An 18,717-nucleotide genomic window follows, 5' to 3' on the forward strand; every position below is an offset into this window, starting at 1 on the left:
CTATTCGGGCGGGAAGAGCTGGGTCGCCTGTCCGGCGCCGATGATCTGGCCGGCGGCGTCCTTGGCCTCGACGACGAAGCGGAAGGAATGCCGCTCCCCGGCGGGCGGGCAGGGGCCCACGTAATTGGGCAGGGTGCCGGGCGGCACGCGGCCATCCGGCGGCACGAAGATATCCGCGCCCTGGGCGAAGGTCGGCATGTTCAGGTCGGTCAGCCGGAAGGCGATCCGGGCGGTGCCGGGCGGCAGCCCCCGGATCGTGAGGGCTGGCGACCGCGGCGAGCAGCGATCGGCCGCCGTCCATTGGAAGGCGACGTCGATCACCGGCAGGTTGGCGTTCCGCGCGGGCTCCGCCGCGCAGCCCGCGAGGAGCAGCGCGACGAACAGCCCGGCAACGGAGCGCCCGGCCATCAGGCGGCCTTCGCCATGCCGCGGAGCACGTATTGAAGGATGCCGCCGTTGCGGTAGTACTCGACCTCGTCGGCCGTATCGACGCGGCAGAGGACCTGGGTCTTCACCACTTCGCCATCGGCGCGCGTGATGACGACATCCAGCAGCATGCGCGGCTTGAGGTTCTCGACGCCGAGGATCTCGACCGTCTCGTCGCCCCGCAGCCCCAGGGTGGCGCGGCTCTCGCCTTCCTTGAAGACCAGCGGAAGCACGCCCATGCCGACCAGGTTCGAGCGGTGGATGCGCTCGAAGCTCTCGGTGATGACCGCCTTCACGCCCAGCAGGAAGGTGCCCTTGGCCGCCCAGTCGCGCGAGGAGCCGGTGCCGTATTCCTTGCCGCCGAAGACGACCAGCGGCACGCCCTCTTCCTTGTAGCGCATGGCGACGTCGTAGATCGGCGCCACGTCGCCCGAGGGGTAGTGCTTGCTGACGCCGCCTTCGATGCCGGGGACCATCTCGTTCTTGATGCGGATATTGGCGAAGGTGCCGCGCATCATGACCTGGTGGTTGCCGCGGCGGGCGCCGTAGCTGTTGAAGTCGGTCGGGCGGACCTGATGCTCGAGCAGGTATTCACCGGCCGGGCTCACCTTGCGGATATTGCCCGCGGGCGAGATGTGGTCGGTCGTGATGCTGTCGCCCAGCACGCCCAGGACGCGCGCGCCCTTGATGGAGGCCAGCGGCTTCACGTCCATGGTCATGCCCTCGAAGTAGGGCGGGTTCTGGACGTAGGTGGAGCCGCCGTTCCAGCGATAGGTGTCGCTGCCGGCGTCGACCTTGATGGCCTGCCACTGCTCGGGGCCCTTGAAGACGTCCGAGTAGCGCGACATGAACATCTTGCGCGTCAGCACGGACTCGACCGTCTGGCTGACTTCTTCCTGCGTGGGCCAGATGTCGGCCAGCATGACGGGCTGGCCGTCGCTGCCGGTGCCGATCGGCTCATGCTGCAGGTCGATCTTCACGCTGCCGGCCAGCGCATAGGCGACGACCAGCGGCGGGGAGGCGAGGTAGTTGGCGCGCACATTGGCGTGCACGCGGCCCTCGAAGTTGCGGTTGCCCGAGAGCACGCCGGCCACGACCAGCTTGTTGTCCTCGATCGCCTCGACCATCGGCTCCGGCAGCGGGCCGGAATTGCCGATGCAGGTGGTGCAGCCATAGCCCACGGTCTGGAAGCCCAGGGCGTCCAGGTCCTCGGTAAGGCCGGAGGCGTTCAGGTAGTCGGTGACGACCTGCGAGCCGGGCGCCAGCGAGGTCTTCACCCAGGCCTTGGGCTTGAGGCCCTTGGCGCGCGCCTTGCGGGCCACGAGGCCGGCGGCGACGAGCACATAGGGGTTGGACGTGTTGGTGCAGGAGGTGATCGCCGCGATCACCACGTCGCCATGGCCGAGGTCGTACTTCTCGCCCTGGACGTCGACGCGCTTGTTCGCCTCGTCACCGGGGACGCCCATCGTGCCGGCGGCCAGGTCCTTGGCGAAGGAGGTGCCGACGGAGCCGAGCGCCACGCGGTCCTGCGGGCGCTTCGGGCCGGCCATCGAGGGCTCGACAGTGGAGAGGTCGAGCTCGAGCGTGTCGGTGAAAACCGGGTCGGGCATCGAATCGTCGCGCCACATGCCCTGCGCCTTGCAGTACTCGCGCACGAGGTTGATGCGGTGCTCGTCGCGGCCCGAGAGGTTCAGGTAGCCGAGCGTGACTTCGTCGACCGGGAAGAAGCCGCAGGTCGCGCCGTATTCGGGGGCCATGTTCGCGATGGTCGCGCGATCGGCGAGCGCCATGCCGCCGAGGCCGGGGCCGAAGAACTCGACGAACTTGCCGACCACGCCCTTCTTGCGGAGCATCTGCGTGACGGTGAGCACCATGTCGGTGGCGGTCACGCCCTCGCGCAGCTTGCCGCTGAGCTTGAAGCCGATGACGTCGGGGATGAGCATGGCGATGGGCTGGCCGAGCATCGCGGCCTCGGCCTCGATGCCGCCGACGCCCCAGCCGAGCACGCCCAGGCCGTTGATCATCGTGGTGTGGCTGTCGGTGCCGTAGCAGCTGTCGGGGTAGACGTAGGTGTTGCCGATATCCGTGGCGGTCCAGACGACCTGGCCGAGATATTCCAGGTTCACCTGGTGGCAGATGCCCGTGCCCGGCGGGACGACGCGGAAGTTGTTGAAGGCTTCCTGGCCCCAGCGGAGGAACTCGTAGCGCTCGCCGTTGCGCTCGAACTCGATGTCCACGTTCTTCTGGAGCGAGGAGGCGGTGCCGGAGACGTCCACCATCACCGAGTGGTCGATGACGAGATCGACGGGGACGAGCGGGTTCACCTTGCGCGGGTCACCGCCCAGGCTCAGCAGCGCGTCGCGCATGGCGGCGAGGTCGACGACGGCGGGAACGCCCGTGAAGTCCTGGAGCAGGATGCGCGACGGCTTGAAGGGGACTTCCTTCTCGCTATGGCCCTGCTGGACCCATTCGGCGATGGCCTTGGCGTCGTTGACGGTGTAGCTGCGGCCGTCCTCGAAGCGCAGGACATTCTCGAGAAGGACCTTGAGGGAGAAGGGCAGACGCGAGATATCGCCGATCTGCTTCGCCGCCTCGGGCAGGGAGAAATAGTGGTACGTCTTGCCGTCGACCTTGAGCTCCCGACCGACCTTGAGACTGTCCTGCCCGACCATGCGCATCTTGAATTCGTCCTCTACTCTGTCGTTGCGGGTTTAAAGCATGACGGCGGGTCACGGTCCATGGAGGTGAGCCTGTTCGAGGCACAGGAATTGGCTTGCTGGCGGGCGGAAAGGCCTGCTTTTGATTGCGTCTCATTCGCAATAGACCGGGGCGATGCGCTGCTGCTCAAGGGTGCGAACGGCGCGGGCAAGTCCTCGCTTCTTCGAGTGCTTGCGGGACTGCTTCCGCGCGCCGCGGGACGACTGCTCTGGGACGGCGCGGATGCCCTCGCGGACCTGCCGGCACATGGCGCGCGCTTGCGTTACCTTGGACATCAGGACGCGCTGAAGCCCTCGCTGAGCGCCGCCGAGAACCTCGCCTTCTATGCGCGGCTGCATGGCGGCGAGGTGGGAGAGGCATTGGAAGCGCTTCATCTCGGCGCGCTGGCGGATCTGCCGGCGCGGGTTCTGTCCTCGGGGCAGAAGCGGCGGCTGGCGCTGGCGCGCCTCGCATTGGGGCGGGCGCCGCTGTGGCTGCTGGACGAGCCCTCGGTCGGGCTGGACGCGGCCTCGGTCGAGACGCTGGGCCCGCTCTTCGCGCGGCATCGCGCCGCGGGCGGCATGGTGATCGCGGCGACGCACCTGCCGCTGCCGCTGCCCGATGCGCGGGAGCTGCGGCTTTGATCGCCCTGCTGATGCGTGAATTGCGGCTGGCCATCCGCCATCCGGCCGACACGCTCGCCGCCGTGATGTTCTTCGTGCTGGTCGCCGCGCTCTTTCCCTTCGGCGTCGGGCCCTCGCCGGAACTGCTGGCGCGGCTCGCGCCCGGCGTGCTGCTGGCCTCGGCCCTGCTCGCCGCGCTGCTGCCGCTCGACCGGCTCTTCGGCGCCGAGGCGGAGGACGGCTCGCTCGACCAGCTGCTGCTGAGCGGCCTGCATCCGGCGGCCATCTCGGCGGTGAAGGCGCTGGCGCATTGGATCACGACCGGCCTGCCCCTGGTGATCGCGACGCCGCTCGCCGCCGCGCTGCTCAACCTGCCCGTCGCGGCGATCCCCGTCGCGATGGCGGCGCTGGCGCTGGGCTCGGCGATCCTGTCGCTGCTGGGCGCGGCCGGCGCGGCGCTGACGCTGGGCGCGCGGCGCGGCGGCGTGCTGCTCCCGCTGCTGGTGCTGCCGCTCGCCATCCCGGTGATGATCTTCGGCGCGGCGGCGATCGAGGCCGCGGCCTCCGGGCTGGAGGCGCGGCCCTTCCTGCTGCTGGAGGCGGCGATGCTGGCCCTCGCCGCGCCGCTGGCGCCGCTGGCGGCGGGGGCGGCGCTGCGCGGCGACTAGAGCATCGTCCGACCAGACGGAATCGTCTGGCCGGATAAAGATGCTCGTAAAAACAAATGGCTAGAGCCTACGCAGTGAGCCCTTGCGAATGGAGAAGGCTCTAGCCGCCGGGGCAGATCGATCGACGGCGGAGACCCGCGGCGAGGCCGATGAGCGCGATGCCGAAGATCAGGACCGAAGCGGGCTCCGGCACCGCGACCGTCAGGGCTCCCGTGAAGCGGCAGCCGGAATTGCAGGACCCATCGCCCATCGCCATGCCGCTGACCGTATGGCTGCCGTCGAAGGTGAACTGAACGGTCATGTAGAGCGCGCTGCTGTAAAGGATCGTGCCGATGGGCAGCCCGCCTGGGGCGCTCGTGAGCTCGATGCGGGAGAAGGCCGAGGAGCTGTAGGGAATCTCCGCCGTGAAATCGTCCAGCGAGGCGGAAATGGCTTCGCGCAGATTGGACAACCCGACATGGACGCCGATCAGGCCGTCCAGTTCCGAAAACGGCTGGCCGAAGGCGCCGTTTGCCTGATGGAAATTCATGCCTGCGGCGAAGGTGTCGTCCCGCACCACGAAAGAGGCGTCGCCGATGATGGGATTGGGAAAGGGCGGGCCGCCGCCGAAGGGCGTTTGCATCGTCGGGCCGATCTGGGTGACCTGGAAAATAACGTCGGCCCTGGAGGCGGCGCCGCCCATCAACAGAAAGCCGCCCGCCACCGCGCCGAAAAGCCATTTGCGCAACTTGAAGATCTCCCATCTGAGGAAATCTTAACGATAAGCAAATTACATGCCGGGAAAAATAGATATGTAAAACAATGGATTCCGGGCGTTCGGCCCGGCGGCAGGACGCAATCGTAAACAGTCTCGACGGCTGGCCTTCAGTCCGCCTTGATCAGTTCCAGAGCCGCGCTGCGCAATTCTTCGAGCGACTGGCGCGCGATATCCGCGACGCCGGGCTTCAATTCGGCCTGCATCGCGCTTTGTGCCGCCTGCCAGGCTGGCATCGCCTCGGCCAGCTTCGCCCGGCCGGACTCCGTGACGGCGTAGCTGATGCGCCGCCCCTTGCCGGGCGTCCCGACGAGGAGGCCGGCCTCCAGCAGCCGGGCGAGGTTGCGGGTGAGGGTCGACCGCTCGATGCCGAGCTTATCCGCCAGTTCCCGCGCCGAATCCGCCTTGCCGGTCGCGACCACGATCAGCACGCCGAATTGCGAGGGTTCGAGGCCCAGCGGGGCCAGCCGCGCGGCATAGACGCGCGAAATCAGATTGGCCGTGCGGCGTGCCGCGAAAGCCAGGCACTGCGTCCGGATCTCGGAGCATGCCTCGACGGCGTCCTGTGCGGTCAGGGGAGGTTTGGCGGCCATGTGATGCATATACACACATCTACGTCCATTTTGAAACACTGATCACAACGGGAGCCGGTTTTTCGAAGCATCTTCGCGGAGCGCGTGGTCCCCGGCGGGACCTGGGCTTGGGGGGGGGAGTATCGCCCCGCCGGGGAAGCCGTCGCGCCTGGGGAGGGGGGAGTGTGGCGCGACGGCAAGTTGTAAAGAGTTCAACGCGGAAAGACGGGATCGGTTGAGCCTTCCCACGTCCTGATTTTGGCCGGCAGCGAGAGGGCTGCCCAATCCGGAATGCCTCTGCCGCCCATCGGGTCCGCCTATCGCGGAGCCGGCCCTTGCCGTGGCGGTTTGTTCTGTTTACGTTCCGTATCATGGCCAAGGATCGCTCCCGCTTCGTCTGTCAGTCCTGCGGCGCCGACCACCCGAAGTGGCAGGGGCGGTGCGACGGCTGCGGCGAATGGAATACCCTGGTCGAGGAATCGACGGCGCCGCGCGGCCCGGGGCCGGCCGGCAAGGCGCCGCTCGGGCGCGGCATCGACTTCGTGGGCCTCGCCGGCGAGTCCGAGCCGCCGCCGCGCCATCTCACCGGCATCGCCGAGCTGGACCGCGTTCTGGGGGGCGGCTTCGTGCCCGCCTCGGCCGTGCTGGTGGGCGGCGATCCCGGCATCGGCAAGTCCACGATCCTGCTGCAGGCGGCGGCGCGCATGGCGAGCGCGGGCAAGCGCGTCCTCTACATCTCGGGCGAGGAGGCGGTGGCCCAGGTGCGGCTGCGCGCCCGGCGCCTGGGCCTGCAGGACGCGCCGATGGCGCTGGCGGCCGCCTCGGGGCTGCGCGACATCCTCGCGAGCCTGGAGGCCGAGAAGGACGCCACCCTCGTCGTCATCGATTCCATCCAGACCATGTGGCTGGACGCCCTGGATTCCGCGCCCGGCACCGTCGCCCAGGTCCGCACCTGCGCCTTCGAGCTGATCCGCTGCGCCAAGGCGCGCGGCTTCGCGCTGGTGCTGGTCGGGCATGTCACGAAGGAGGGCACGCTCGCCGGCCCGCGCGTGCTGGAGCACATGGTCGACGCCACCCTCTATTTCGAGGGCGATCGCGGCCATCAGTTCCGCATCCTGCGCGCCACCAAGAACCGCTTCGGCGCCACCGATGAGATCGGCGTCTTCGAGATGACCGAGGGCGGGCTGATGGAGGTCACCAACCCCTCCGCCCTCTTCCTGGCCGAGCGGCGCGGCAATATCTCCGGCAGCGCCGTCTTCGCCGGGCTGGAGGGCACGCGGCCCGTGCTGGTCGAGATCCAGGCGCTGCTCTCGCCCAGCAACAACGGCGGCAGCCCGCGCCGCCAGGTGGTGGGCTGGGAGGGCGGGCGGCTCTCGATGCTGCTGGCCGTGCTGGAGGCGCGCTGCAACCTCACCTTCGCCCAGTCCGACGTCTATCTGAACATCGCCGGCGGGCTGCGGATCAACGAGCCGGGGGCGGATATGGCGGTGGCGGCCGCGCTGGTCTCGGCCATCACCGACCGCCCGACCGATCCCGACGCGGTGTATTTCGGCGAGGTCGGCCTCTCGGGCGAGATCCGCCAGGTCTCCCAGGCCGAGCAGCGCCTGCGTGAGGCGCAGAAGCTCGGCTTCTCCGCCGCGGTCCTGCCGCGCCGGGTGGCGCGGGGCAGCAAGGCGCCCGCGCCGATCGAGGGGCTGCGGCTGACGGAGATCGGCCATCTGGCGGATCTGGTCGCGCCCTTCGCGGCGGGCACGCTGACGCGGGAGAAGACGCGCGCATGACGCCGCCTGTACGCCTTCTGCCCCTCCGCCTCCTGATGGACCGGCTGCCCACCCCGGTCGGCGAGGCCCTCCTGATCACGGACGGTGAGGGCTATCTCCGCGGTCTCGACTGGGCGGATCACGAGGCCCGGCTGACCTATCTCCTGCGCCTGAACTACCGCCCCTTCGCGCCGGAGCCCGGCGCCGCGCCGCAAGCAATGCGGCGGGCGCTCGCCGCCTATTTCGAGGGCGAGCTCGGGAGCCTGGCCGCCATCGCGTGGCGAGCGGAAGGCACGCCCTTCCAGCAGGCCCTATGGGCGGCGCTGACCGCCATCCCGGCGGGCGAGACGCTGAGCTACGGCGCCCTGGCCGCGAAGCTGGGCCGGCCCCGCGCCGTCCGTGCGGTGGGTGCGGCCAACGGCGCCAATCCCATCAGCCTGGTGGTGCCGTGCCACCGGGCGATCGGCAGCGACGGCTCGCTGACCGGCTATGGCGGCGGGCTGGACCGCAAGCGTTGGCTGCTGCGCCACGAGGGCGCGGCCTTCCGGGAAAAGACCGCCCGCGGCTGACCCTCGATAACTGCGAACTCCTCGCAACTTTCCTTGATTTTCTGGGGGACTCACGCGAATCACGCCGTCCCGCTATATGCAGCCCGCATGACCTGGGCCGATGGCATACTCCTGATCGTGATGGTGGCCTCCGCCATCCTGTCCTTCATGCGCGGATTCGTCCGCGAGGTGCTGGGCGTCGCGGCCTGGATCGGCGCCGCCTTTGCCGCCTTCGCCTTCCGCGAGCCCCTCGTCGCCGTGCTCAACGGCACCATCGAGCCGGACTGGCTGGCCGATGGCGTGGCGGTCGGCGCGGTCTTCCTGATCGTGCTGGTCGTTCTCAAGCTTGTCATTCACGCATTGGCGGGTCGCGTTCAGAGCAGCCCGCTGGGGGGTGTGGATCGCTCGCTCGGGGCCATATTCGGCTTGGCGCGCGGCGCTTTCATCGCGGCCTTGGTCTATGTCCTCGCGGGGCTCTTCGTGCCTTCCGTCGAGCGCTGGCCCGAGGCCGTCCGGGAAGCCCGCTCGCTTCCGCTGGTCGTTGATGTCGCCAGATGGGTTGTAGGCCTGATGCCGGAGGAGTATCGCCCCCGCATCGCCGCGCCCCCCGAGCGCCGTGAGCCGACGCAGGAGGATCTGATGCGTCCGCCTGCCCGTAACAGAACCTAGAGGCCGCCCCCCATGTCCCTGCCCCTCTCGGATGACGACAAGTTCCACGAGGAATGCGGCGTCTTCGGCGTCTGGCGCCACAAGGACGCGGCGGCCCTGACCGCGCTCGGCCTGCATGCCCTGCAGCATCGCGGCCAGGAGGCCTCGGGCATCGTCACGCTGGACGATGCGGGCGCCTTCCACACCCATAAGGGCCTCGGCCTGGTCGGCGACATCTTCGGCGACGCCAAGGTCATGGCGAGCCTGCCCGGCAGCACGGCCATCGGCCACAACCGCTACGCCACGACCGGCGAGACGGCGCTGCGCAACGTGCAGCCGCTCTTCGCCGACTTCGAATTCGGCGGCTTCGCCGTCGGCCATAACGGCAATCTCACCAATGCGGGCGTGCTGAAGAAGGCGCTGGTCCGGCGCGGCTGCCTGTTCCAGTCCTCGACGGACAGCGAGGTCTTCGTCCACCTCATCGCCATCAGCCTCTACTCCACCGTGCTGGACCGGCTGATCGACGCGCTGAAGCAGGTCCAGGGCGCCTATTCGCTGGTAGCGCTGCACAACGGCGCGCTGATGGGCGCGCGCGACCCGCTGGGCGTCCGCCCGCTGGTGCTGGGCCGGCTGAACGACGGCTGGGTGCTGGCCAGCGAGACCTGCGCGCTCGACATCGTGAGCGCCGAATTCGTGCGCGACATCGAGCCGGGCGAGATCGTCATCATCGACGACAGCGGCATCCGTTCGGTGAAGCCCTTCTCGAACACCGCGAACCGCTTCTGCATCTTCGAATACATCTACTTCGCCCGGCCGGACTCCGTGATGGAGGGCACGCCCGTCTATGACACGCGCAAGCGCATCGGCGCCGAGCTGGCGCGCGAGAGCGGCGTCGAGGCGGATGTCGTCGTGCCCGTGCCCGATAGCGGCGTGCCGGCGGCCATGGGCTACGCGGTGGAATCCGGCATTCCCTTCGAGCTCGGTATCATCCGCAATCATTATGTGGGCCGCACCTTCATCGAGCCGACGGATCAGATCCGCAACCTCGGCGTGAAGCTCAAGCACAGCGCCAACCGCGCCGTGCTGGAGGGCCGGCGCGTGATCCTGGTCGATGATTCGATCGTGCGGGGCACCACCTCGAAGAAGATCGTGGAGATGGTCCGCCAGGCCGGCGCTGCCGAGGTCCATATGAGGATCTCCTCGCCGCCGACCACGCATAGCTGCTTCTATGGCATCGACACGCCCGAGCGCAGCCAGCTGCTCGCCGCCCAGCACGATCTCGAGGAGATGGCGAAGCTGATCGGCGTGGACAGCCTCGCCTTCATCTCGCTCGACGGGCTGTACCGCGCTCTCGGCAAGTCGGGCCGCGACGCGTCCAATCCGGCCTTCTGCGACGCCTGCTTCACCGGCGACTACGCCATTCCGCTCACCGACACGCTCGACAAGGCCGAGCGCGTCACCCTGATGAAGGCCAGCGCGTGAGCTCAGCCGTGCTGGAAGGTCAGGTCGCGCTCGTCACGGGTGCGAGCCGCGGAATCGGCCGGGCCACGGCGGTGGCGCTGGCGGGAACGGGCGCGCATCTCGTGCTGACGGCGCGCAGCCAGGGCGGCCTCGAAGAGACTGACGACCTCGTCCGCGCGGCTGGCGGCACGGCGACGCTGATCCCGCTGGACATGGTGCGCGAGGCCGATCAGCTCGACATGCTGGGCCCGTCGATCGTGCAGCGCTTCGGGCGGCTGGACGTGCTGGTGCATGCGGCCGGAATCCTCTCCCGGCTGACGCCCGCCGCGCACATCATGCCGCGTGACTGGGAGGAGAGCCTCGCGGTCAATACGAGCTCGACCTGGCGGATGATCCGCACCTGCGATCCCGCCCTGCGCGTGGCGCCGGCCGGCCGTGCGATCGTACTGACGGACCGCTATGCCGAGCAGCCGACCGCCTATTTCGGGCTGTATTCGGCGGCCAAGGCGGCGCAGGCGCATCTCGTGCGCTGCTGGGCCGCCGAGGTCGAGCAGACGCCGATGCGCGTGACGCTGGTCGATCCCGGCCCGGTCGCGACGAATCTGCGCTGGGCGGCTTTCCCGGGCGAGAACCCGCTCTCCATCCGCCAGCCGGAGGAGGTCGGCGCGGCCATCGCGAAGCTGCTGGCCGGGAGCCCCGAGCATGGCGCGACGCTCAGGATCTGAGCCGTCGGCCCGCTTTTGCGACACCTTTCCAACGGACCGCGCGCAAGGCGCGCGGCGCGAAGGCAAGGCGGCGGAGCCGCCTTCCGCCGCTTGAAGGCATGAAATGAACTATCGCCACGCCTTCCACGCCGGCAATTTCGCCGACTGCATGAAGCACGCGCTGCTCGTCTGGCTGCTGCGCGCCCTGGCCCGCAAGCCGGCCGCCTTCCGCGTGCTCGACACCCATGCCGGTATTGGGCGCTACGACCTCGAAGCCGACCAGGCCCAGCGCACGGGCGAGTGGCGCGAGGGCATCCGCAAGCTCCAGGGCGTCACCGAGGGGCCGCTCGCGGATTACGTCGCCCTGGCCAACGAGGAGGCCGGCTCCTATCCCGGCTCGCCGGCCATCGCCGCGCGGCTCATGCGCGAGCAGGACCGCCTCGCCTTGGTCGAGCTGCATGAGGAGGACCACGCGACGCTGCGCGCGCTGTTCCGCCGCGACGATCGCGTCGCCGTGCATCGCCGCGACGCCTTCGAGGCCCTGCGCGCGCTGACGCCCTTCCCCGAGAATCGCGGCCTCATCCTCATGGATCCGCCCTTCGAGCAGCCTGGCGAATACGAGCGGCTGGCCGCGGGCATCGTGGAGGTCTCGCGCCGCCAGCGCAGGCTGGTGCAGGCGGCCTGGTATCCCATCAAGGGCCGCGCGCCCGTGCGCGCCTTCCACACCGCGCTGGCCGAGAGCGGCGTGAAGGACGTTCTCGCCGCCGAGCTGCATCTGCGCGACCCGACCGATGCGGCGCGGCTGAACGGCTGCGGCCTCGTCGTGGTCAATCCGCCCTATGGCTTCGAGGAGGCCGCCCGCGCCATCCTGGCCGAGCTGGCCGATCTGCTGGCCACGGGAGAGCCCGGTGGAGGATGGACATTGACGCGTATCGCCGATGAGTGAGGTTGCCGTGATCGGCGCCGGGGCCTGGGGCACGGCGCTGGCGATCCATGCGGCGCGGCTGGGCCATCGCGTGACGCTCTGGGCGCGCGACCCGCTGCGCGCCGAGGCCATGGCGGCGACGCGCGCCAATCCGCGTCTTCCCGGCGTGATCCTGCCCCCGACGATGCGCGTGACGGGCGACCTGGCCGATCTGGCCGGGGCGGAGCTCGCCATCCTCGCCGCGCCGGTGCAGCCCTTGCGCCAGGTGCTGGCCCTGTTGCCGGCCGGGCTTCCGCCGCTCCTGCTGGCCTGCAAGGGGCTGGAGGCGGGCAGCCTGCGCCTGCCGCTGGAGGTGCTGGCCCAGGCGCGACCGGACCTCACCGGCGGCGTCCTCTCCGGGCCCAACTTCGCGATGGAGGTGGCCGTCGGGCTACCCGCGGCGAGCGTCGTCGCGGCGACGGACATGGCCCTGTGCGAGCGCGCCCAGGCGCTGCTCTCGGGCGGCGCGCTGCGGCTCTACGCCAGCGAGGACACGCTCGGCGTGCAGCTCGGCGGCGCGGCAAAGAACGTGCTGGCCATCGCGGCCGGCATCGCGACGGGGGCGGGGCTCGGCGAGAATGCGCGCGCGGCGCTGGTCACGCGCGGGCTCGCGGAGCTGTCGCGCCTCGTTGGTCGGGCTGGGTGGCAAGGCCGAGACGGCGGCCGGGCTGTCGGGCATGGGCGACCTGCTGCTGACGGCGACAGGCCCCTCCAGCCGCAACACCTCGCTCGGCATGGCGCTCGGCCAGGGGCGGGGCCTGGCGGAGATCCTCGCAGGCCGCGCGAGCGTGACCGAGGGCGTGGCGACCGCTCCGGCCCTGCTGGCCCGCGCCGCGGCGGCGGGGGTGGAACTGCCGATCTGCGCGACGGTGGTCGAGATGCTGGAAGGCCGGCTCGACGCGGCCGGCGCCGTGAAGGTGCTGCTGGGGCGACCGGTGGGCCTGGAGTAGGGCTCCGCACCCCCTGGTCAAAGTTACGGCATTTTCATATATTCGAGGCCAGGCACCTGCTTGGGACAAAATCGACGATGCGAAGCCTTCCTGCCCTCACCCTGGTCCTCACGGTCCTGACGGGGGCGGTTGCGGCCGAGGACATCCCGAGCCTGTTCCCCGAGCGGGACGTCGCCATCACCTATCGCTCGACGGGCGTCGACTCGCCTCCGGTCGAAGTGTCCATGTCCTGGATGGCCGCCCGCCGCCTGTTGCGCATCGACACGCCCGGCGTAGGATGGTCGGTGGCCGATCAGGCCGGCGGAACCGGCTTCATCGTCATGGAGGATGCGAAGCGCGTCGTGGACATGCCCTCCGGCGTGCTGCGCCGGCAGCTCGGCCCGACGGCCGAAGCGCGCTTCACGCGGGAAGGCACGGAGAATATCGCCGGCCTGAGCTGCACGATCTGGCGCTATCAGGATCTTGGAAGCGAGGGGCGCGTCTGCGTCACTTCCGACGGTGTGCTGCTGCGCAGCCAGGGCGCGGTCGCGGGCATTCCCAGCGGCATGGACGCGGTCCGCGTGACCTATGGCGCGCAGGACGCGGCCCGGTTCGGGCTTCCCGAAGGATATCAGCGCGTCCAGTCGCGCCAGCGGTCGACGCGCTGACGACCAACGGTTTTCCGATCTGGCGAAGCCGTCCGATCGGGATTTTCCCTAGAGCCTTCTCCGCTCGCAAGGGCTCACTGCGCAGGCTCTAGCCATTTGTTTTTACAAGCATCTTTATCCGACCAGACGATTCCGTCTGGTCGGATGATGCTCTAGCGACCCGCGCCGCTCCAGCTGATCGCGCCCGCCGTGTTGCAGGCGTCGCAGAGCGGCTTCCAGCTGCGATGCTCGGTGCCGCAATGGCCGCAGCGCCAGATCGGCTCGGCCGGGGCCTCGGCTGCCTCGCGCAGCCAGGCCGCTTCCTTCTCGCGCGCCGCGTCGGGGCTGTGCTCGGCGCGTTCCAGTTCCACCAGCAGGTCGTAACCACGCCGGTCGGCATGGCCGCTGTCGCGCAGCGCCACGAGCTCCTGCCGCGCGCGGCCGGTCAGCCCGGCATCGAGCGAGACACGGGCGCGCAGCAGCCGGCTCTCGGGATGGGCGGTGGTATTGCGGGTCAGGTCGTCGGCCATCTTCACGCGGCGGATGCGGTCTTCCTCGGGGGCCAGAAAGGCGGCGGCGATGTCGGGATGCGGCGCGGCGTCCCAACCCTGCTGCAGCACCGCGCGTCCGCGTCGCGGGCTGCCGGCCTCGGTGAGCCGCCGCGCATGGGCCAGAACGGCGGGCGAGAAAGCGGGATCGGCCATGAAGGCCTGGCGCTCCAGCTCGGCGGCCTTGGCCGGCTCGGGCTCCTGCTCGGCGGCGGCGAGCGTGAGGCTGGCGCGCGGCGCCTCGGAACTGGACAGCGCCAGCGCCTCGCCCCAGTCCTTGCGCCGCAGCGCGACCTCGGAGCGCTCGGCGCGCAGCCATTCGGCCTTGGGCTCCACGGCCTGGGCCTCGGCGGCGATCTGCCGCGCGCTGTCCCAGTCCTCGCGGGCCTCGGCCTGGCGCAGCAGGCCGCGCAGGCCCAGGAAGCGGGAATCGGCGCGGGCGGCGAGCTCCTCGAAGGCCTTGGCCGCGCCCTCGTCATCGCCGAGCGAGCGGGCCGCCTCGGCCTCCAGCAGCAGGAGCTGCGGTGTTGCGCCCGCGAGGCCCTTGGCGCGGGCGACCTCGATGCGCGCGGCCTCGGGGCGTCCGGCGGCCAGGGCCACCAGAGCGCGCGTGAGGCCGATCTCGGCCAAAGCGCGGTCGTTCAGGCGGGCGCGCACGCGGCGGCGCTCCGGCCATCCGCGCAGCCAGCCGACGATGCGCAGCAAGGCGTGCAGCACCAGGAAGAGCGCGACGGCGAGCACGATCGCGGCCGGAAGGGAGATGCCGATCCACCATTCGCCGTGCCGGATCTCCATCTGCCCGTCGAGGCCGGCGACCCAGAGCACCACGGCGAAGACAAGCGCGAGGACGACCAGGAACTTGATGACGCTGCGCATGGGCGGTCAGCCGGCCGCGAGGGTGCGGAGCGCGGCGCGCGCGGCGACCAGCGCCTCGGCCTCGGCGGTCCAGCCGCGCAGGGCGGCGCGGTTCGCCTCGGGCAGGCGGGCCAGGGCGACGACGGCGCCGTCGATATCGCCGGCCTCCAAAGCGCGGCGGGCGCGCTCGATCTGGACCTCGGAGCTGTCGCCCCAGATCACCTCGTCCCCGCGACGGACGGTCAGCAGCGAGTTCAGCCGGGAAGTCAGCGTCTCCTGGGACTGGGTGGCCGCGCGGGCCTGGCGCACCGCCTCCTCGAAGCTGAGCCGCAGCGCGGCCTCGGTCGGCGGGGCGGCGGTGGCGTAGCGGGCGAGGGCCTCGGGCGGCGTGCCGCCGAGGCGCGGCAGGGCGGCACCCAGCGGCTGCCCGCCATCGAGCAGCGTGCGGAGCGCGCCGAGGGTGGTCAGCCTTTCGGTGCGCGCCTCGTTGGCGCCGAGGCGGCGCAGCGCGTCCTGGATCGGGGCCACGCGCTCGGTCGTGCTCTGCTCGACGGCGGCGAGGCGCTGGCTGAGGGTCTGCTCGAACTGCGCCGCGCGCTGCGTCGCCGTCTGGTCGATCGCCTCGACGCGCCGGCCCAGGGCCAGCTCGCCGGCGGCGCGTTCGGCGGCGGACCGCTCCAGCGCCTCAAGGCGGCGGACCTCGGCCTGATCGGCGGCGGCGCGCTGCGAGGCGGCCTGCTCCATCGCCTCGATCCGCCGGCCCAGGGCGGCCTGGCCCTCGCCGAGGCGCTGGGTGAGCGCGTCCTCCAGGCTCTTCACGCGGCCGTCCAGCGCCTGGCTGGCCGCGGCGCGGCCCTGCTCGATCCGCTGGTTCAGCGCGGCAACGGCGGCGGGATCGCCGGTCGGGCGGGCGCGCAGCTGGGCCAGGGCGGCCTCGGTGGCGGCTTCGCTGGCGGCGAGGCGGGCGGCAAGCTCGGCAATCCGGGCCTCCAGCGGATTCGGCACGACCACGGCGGGCTCGGCGCGGTGCTCCGCCGGCCTCTCGGAGGCGGGGCGCGACTGCGTCAGCCAGGCGGAGACGCCGATGAGCACCACGGCGGCGGCGGCCAGGGCGATCCAGGCGGGATCGATGGGGAGCTTGCGTTGGGTGTCAGGCGTCATGGCGGGCCAAGCAACTCCAAGATGTGATCCTGGTCGGGCCGCCGGGCGGTCCGGATGGAGCGCCAGGGCAGCCCGTCCAGAACGGCGGCGACACGCGGGGAGATGGCGATCGCCTCGACCCCGCGCAGGCCTTCCGACAGGCCGGAAGCGATCAGGGCGCGGAGGCTACACCTCGCGCTTCGCGGCGAGAAGAACAACGCATGCGCGACTTCGCGGTTGCGAAGGGCGAGGACGGCGTCCACCGACAAATCCGTCGCTTCCACAGCGGCATAGGCGATGCGGCGGGTGACCCGGAATCCATGGCGGCGAAGGGCGGCGGCGAGGTCGAGCGAATAGCCCGCGCCCACCGCCAGCAGCAGCGGACCCGCCGCCGGATCGAGGCGCGCGGCGCAAAGGGCGGCCAGGGCGACGGCATCGCCCTCGGCGGCGCGGACATCCGTGAAGCCCTGGGCGCGCGCCGCCTCGGCCGTCGCCTCGCCGACGGCGAAGACCGGTATCGGCCAGGGCGAAAGCGCGCGGGCGGCGGCGCGGCTGGTGAGCAGCAGGGCCTGGGCCGGAGGGGGCCGGACCGGCCGGGGCGCCAGCACCAGCGCGGGGGCGAGGACCGGCCGCCAGCCGAGTGCTGCGACGCGCAAGGCGGTCTCGGCGGCGCCCGGTTCCGGCCGGGTGATCAGGACGCCGCTAGGCAAAGATATCCGCGGGGCTGTCGAGGCGAAGCTCCTCCCCCAGGGCCCGGCCCAGCCGGCGCGCATCGGCCACGGCGCCATGGATGGTGCGCTTCAGCAGGAAGCTGCCATCGGCCCGGGCGATCAGGCCCGTCAGATGCAGCGACCCGTCCGGGAGCAGGCGCGCATGGCCGCCGATCGGCGTGTGGCAGGAGCCGTCGAGCGCGGCGAGCAGCGCGCGCTCGGCCTTGGAGACGGCGGAGGCCTCCTGATCCTCGATGCCCGAGAGCAGCTCCAGCAGCTCGGCATCGCCCTCGCGGCAGGTGATGGCGACGATGCCCTGCCCGGCGGCGGGCACCATGGCCTCGGGGTCCAGGGCCAGCGCCGCCTCGTGCTCCAGCCCCAGGCGCCGGAGGCCGGCGAGGGCGAGGAGGCTGGCGGTGACCTCGCCGGCGTGAATGGCGGCGAGCCGCGTCTGGACGTTGCCGCGCAGGGTCACGACCTGGAGGTCCGGCCGGGCGGCCAGCAGCTGCGACTGCCGCCGCAGCGAGGAGGAGCCGATGACGGCGCCGGCGGGCAGGCAGGCATAGGGATCGCCCGCATCGGGCGTGCTGCAGCCGGGGCCCAGGATCAGCGCGTCGCGCGCATCCTCGCGCTTGAGGGTGCAGGCCAGGACGATGCCCGGCGGCATCTCCGTCTCCAGATCCTTGAGGCTGTGGACGGCGAAATCCACGCGCCCGTCGAGCAGCGCCTCGTGGATTTCCTTGGCGAAGAGGCCCTTTCCGCCGATCTCCGAGAGGCGGCGATTCTGGATCGCGTCGCCCGTGGTGCGGATCGCGTGCTCCTCGAAGGCGTTCACGCCGCGCAGCACCGGGCAGAAGCCCAGGATGATCTCGAGGAAATGCCGCGTCTGCCACAGGGCCAGCGGCGAGGCGCGCGTTCCGACGCGCAGCGGCAGGGACCGCATCTTGGAATGGGGCGCGGAAACCGAGCCGGGCATGGCGGAAGACATCGCCGCGTCATATAGGGCGGCGGTGATGAACGGAACCCGTATGCCTCCCATCCTGGGGATCGAATCCAGCTGCGACGAGACGGCGGCCGCCGTGCTCGACGGCGAGGGGCGAATCCTGGCCGAGGCGGTCTTCACCCAATTGGCCGAGCATCGCCGCTTCGGCGGCGTCGTGCCGGAGATCGCGGCGCGGGCGCATCTCCAGCGCCTGGGCGGGCTGGTCCAGGGCGTGATGGACGAGGCGGGGCTGGGCTTCCGCGACCTCGGCGGCATCGCCGCGACGGCCGGGCCGGGGCTGATCGGCGGGCTGGTGGTGGGCGCCACTTACGGCAAGGGCCTGGCGCTCGGCGCGGGGCTGCCCTTCATCGGGGTGAATCACCTGGAGGCGCATGCGCTGACGGCGCGCCTCCCCGGACTCTTCGCGGAGGCGCCGGCCTATCCCTATCTGCTGCTGCTGGTCTCGGGCGGGCATTGCCAGTGCGTGGCCGTGCTGGGCTTAGGCGAGTATCGCCGGCTCGGCACCACGCTGGACGATGCGGTGGGCGAGGCCTTCGACAAGGCGGCCAAGCTGCTCGGCCTGCCCTGGCCGGGCGGCGCGCATCTGGAACGCCTGGCAGCCGGAGGCGACCCAAAGGCCGTGAAGCTGCCACGCCCGATGTTTGGCCGTCCGGGCTGCGATTTCTCCTTCAGCGGCCTCAAGACCGCCGTCGCCCATGCCGTGGCCAAAAGCGAGTTCCGGCCCGAGGACATCGCCGCCTCCTTCCAGGCCAGCGTCGCCGCCGTGCTGGCCGACCGTGCCCGCCATGCGCTGGAGATGCTGCCCGAGGCGACGGCCCTGGTCGTGGCCGGCGGGGTCGCGGCCAACCAGGGGGTGCGCGCCGCGCTCGCCTCCGCCACGCGCCTGCCGCTGCTCGCCCCGCCGCTGCGCCTGTGCACCGACAATGCCGTGATGATCGCCTGGGCCGGGCTGGAGCGCCTGCGCGCCGGCCAGGCGGATGCCGTGTCGCTGGCGCCGCGCCCGCGCTGGCCGCTGGACGAATTGCGCCCACCCATGAAGTTCCGGTAACGCCACGCTCGT

18 protein-coding genes and 1 pseudogene are annotated in these 18,717 nt (G+C 71.0%); 11 read left to right on the forward strand and 8 right to left on the reverse strand.

The genetic code is table 11. The features are described 5' to 3' along the window. Positions 1 to 408: a hypothetical protein gene (locus ACO057_RS20435; protein ID WP_421994922.1), complete on the reverse strand. Its 408-nt coding sequence runs from the start codon at positions 406 to 408 to the stop codon at positions 1 to 3. Next, positions 408 to 3,104 carry an aconitate hydratase AcnA gene (acnA, locus tag ACO057_RS20440; protein WP_421994924.1) on the reverse strand — a complete coding sequence of 899 codons (2,697 nt, stop codon included), beginning with the start codon at positions 3,102 to 3,104 and terminating at the stop codon, positions 408 to 410. Before acnA ends, ACO057_RS20435 begins: the two co-directional genes overlap by 1 nt. A 60-nt stretch (positions 3,105 to 3,164) precedes the next feature. On the opposite strand from acnA, the gene ccmA reads away from it, so the two are divergent. Together ccmA and ccmB are read left to right on the forward strand one after the other, a co-directional pair. Then, positions 3,165 to 3,767, forward strand: coding sequence for a heme ABC exporter ATP-binding protein CcmA (gene ccmA, locus ACO057_RS20445; protein ID WP_421995552.1), 603 nt, complete (start codon positions 3,165 to 3,167; stop codon positions 3,765 to 3,767). Between the two features lie 11 nt (positions 3,768 to 3,778). Next, a complete protein-coding gene (gene ccmB, locus ACO057_RS20450; RefSeq protein ID WP_421995554.1) occupies positions 3,779 to 4,414 on the forward strand; it encodes a heme exporter protein CcmB in 636 nt (211 codons plus the stop codon). Between the two features lie 100 nt (positions 4,415 to 4,514). Here ccmB and ACO057_RS20455 read toward each other — a convergent pair whose 3' ends face one another. Then, positions 4,515 to 5,141 carry a PEP-CTERM sorting domain-containing protein gene (locus ACO057_RS20455; RefSeq protein ID WP_421994926.1) on the reverse strand — a complete coding sequence of 209 codons (627 nt, stop codon included), beginning with the start codon at positions 5,139 to 5,141 and terminating at the stop codon, positions 4,515 to 4,517. A 137-nt stretch (positions 5,142 to 5,278) separates the two neighbouring features. Then, complete coding sequence (locus ACO057_RS20460; protein WP_421994928.1) at positions 5,279 to 5,761, reverse strand: MarR family winged helix-turn-helix transcriptional regulator; 483 nt, start codon at positions 5,759 to 5,761, stop codon at positions 5,279 to 5,281. A 350-nt stretch (positions 5,762 to 6,111) separates the two neighbouring features. Here ACO057_RS20460 and radA point away from each other — a divergent pair, with 350 nt between their 5' ends. From radA to ACO057_RS20500, 8 genes and pseudogenes are all read left to right on the forward strand, one after another. Then, complete coding sequence (gene radA, locus ACO057_RS20465) at positions 6,112 to 7,521, forward strand: DNA repair protein RadA (RefSeq protein ID WP_421994930.1); 1,410 nt, start codon at positions 6,112 to 6,114, stop codon at positions 7,519 to 7,521. Beyond that, the gene (locus ACO057_RS20470) at positions 7,518 to 8,069 is read left to right on the forward strand and encodes a methylated-DNA--[protein]-cysteine S-methyltransferase (RefSeq protein WP_421994932.1); all 552 of its coding nucleotides are present in this window, start codon (positions 7,518 to 7,520) and stop codon (positions 8,067 to 8,069) included. Before radA ends, ACO057_RS20470 begins: the two co-directional genes overlap by 4 nt. An 87-nt stretch (positions 8,070 to 8,156) precedes the next feature. Then, a complete protein-coding gene (locus ACO057_RS20475; protein WP_421994934.1) occupies positions 8,157 to 8,717 on the forward strand; it encodes a CvpA family protein in 561 nt (186 codons plus the stop codon). Positions 8,718 to 8,729: 12 nt separating this feature from the next. After that, positions 8,730 to 10,178 carry an amidophosphoribosyltransferase gene (gene purF, locus ACO057_RS20480; protein WP_421994936.1) on the forward strand — a complete coding sequence of 483 codons (1,449 nt, stop codon included), beginning with the start codon at positions 8,730 to 8,732 and terminating at the stop codon, positions 10,176 to 10,178. After that, complete coding sequence (locus tag ACO057_RS20485; protein WP_421994938.1) at positions 10,175 to 10,882, forward strand: SDR family NAD(P)-dependent oxidoreductase; 708 nt, start codon at positions 10,175 to 10,177, stop codon at positions 10,880 to 10,882. The genes purF and ACO057_RS20485 overlap by 4 nt, the downstream gene beginning before the upstream one ends. Positions 10,883 to 10,985: 103 nt before the next feature. Beyond that, a complete protein-coding gene (locus ACO057_RS20490) occupies positions 10,986 to 11,807 on the forward strand; it encodes a 23S rRNA (adenine(2030)-N(6))-methyltransferase RlmJ (protein WP_421994940.1) in 822 nt (273 codons plus the stop codon). Then, positions 11,800 to 12,775: pseudogene (locus ACO057_RS20495) on the forward strand (NAD(P)H-dependent glycerol-3-phosphate dehydrogenase). Before ACO057_RS20490 ends, ACO057_RS20495 begins: the two are co-directional and overlap by 8 nt. A gap of 77 nt (positions 12,776 to 12,852) precedes the next feature. After that, the gene (locus tag ACO057_RS20500) at positions 12,853 to 13,422 is read left to right on the forward strand and encodes a hypothetical protein (RefSeq protein WP_421994942.1); all 570 of its coding nucleotides are present in this window, start codon (positions 12,853 to 12,855) and stop codon (positions 13,420 to 13,422) included. A gap of 152 nt (positions 13,423 to 13,574) precedes the next feature. Here ACO057_RS20500 and ACO057_RS20505 read toward each other — a convergent pair whose 3' ends face one another. The 4 genes from ACO057_RS20505 to hemC are packed head-to-tail and all read right to left on the reverse strand — an operon-like array spanning position 13,575 to position 17,693. Then, a complete protein-coding gene (locus ACO057_RS20505) occupies positions 13,575 to 14,825 on the reverse strand; it encodes a heme biosynthesis HemY N-terminal domain-containing protein (protein ID WP_421994944.1) in 1,251 nt (416 codons plus the stop codon). 6 nt (positions 14,826 to 14,831) lie between these two features. After that, positions 14,832 to 15,965 carry a hypothetical protein gene (locus ACO057_RS20510; RefSeq protein ID WP_421994946.1) on the reverse strand — a complete coding sequence of 378 codons (1,134 nt, stop codon included), beginning with the start codon at positions 15,963 to 15,965 and terminating at the stop codon, positions 14,832 to 14,834. Next, positions 15,962 to 16,654, reverse strand: coding sequence for a uroporphyrinogen-III synthase (locus ACO057_RS20515; RefSeq protein WP_421994948.1), 693 nt, complete (start codon positions 16,652 to 16,654; stop codon positions 15,962 to 15,964). Before ACO057_RS20515 ends, ACO057_RS20510 begins: the two co-directional genes overlap by 4 nt. Next, positions 16,647 to 17,693, reverse strand: coding sequence for a hydroxymethylbilane synthase (gene hemC, locus ACO057_RS20520; protein WP_421994950.1), 1,047 nt, complete (start codon positions 17,691 to 17,693; stop codon positions 16,647 to 16,649). Before hemC ends, ACO057_RS20515 begins: the two co-directional genes overlap by 8 nt. Here hemC and tsaD point away from each other — a divergent pair. Beyond that, positions 17,668 to 18,705 (forward strand): tRNA (adenosine(37)-N6)-threonylcarbamoyltransferase complex transferase subunit TsaD, encoded by a 1,038-nt coding sequence (gene tsaD, locus ACO057_RS20525; RefSeq protein WP_421994952.1) that lies wholly within the window; start codon positions 17,668 to 17,670, stop codon positions 18,703 to 18,705. The two genes, hemC and tsaD, sit on opposite strands and share 26 nt — an antisense overlap. The last annotated feature ends 12 nt before the right edge of the window (positions 18,706 to 18,717 follow it).

It is taken from the genome of Roseococcus sp., assembly GCF_965227005.1.
Lineage (GTDB): Bacteria > Pseudomonadota > Alphaproteobacteria > Acetobacterales > Acetobacteraceae > Roseococcus.